A 395-nucleotide genomic window follows, 5' to 3' on the forward strand; every position below is an offset into this window, starting at 1 on the left:
TTTCAATATTCTTCTGCGTTTCCCTCACCATTGAAGTTCCTACTAATGCTTTTGTTATTGGATCCATTAAGTAGAGCGGGATATTCAAAAGCTTTGATTCGCTTTTCATGTGCTCCAAAAATATCGCTTTTCCTCCAGGCTTTAAGACCCTATAAACTTCCTTTAACCCTTTGATAGGATCAGGCACTGTACAAAACACAAAAGTGCTTACGATAGTGTCAAACATTTCATCTTCAAACTCCAAGTTTTGAACGTCCATGAGCATTAGCTTAACGTTCTCCAGACCAAGTTCTTTTCTCCTTCTCTCTGCCTTCTCAAGCATTCCTTTGCTGAAGTCTATCCCAATAACTTCAACATCTTTTGGGTAGTATGGCAAATTTTTGCCTAACGAAACA

1 protein-coding gene is annotated in these 395 nt (G+C 38.5%); it reads right to left on the minus strand.

Annotated features, from left to right (window positions below):
* Positions 1-395: class I SAM-dependent methyltransferase (locus E3E28_RS11010; RefSeq protein ID WP_167915473.1), on the minus strand; the 395-nt coding region annotated here is incomplete at both ends.

It is taken from the genome of Thermococcus sp. 21S9 (genome assembly GCF_012027635.1).
Classification (GTDB): Archaea; Methanobacteriota_B; Thermococci; order Thermococcales; family Thermococcaceae; genus Thermococcus.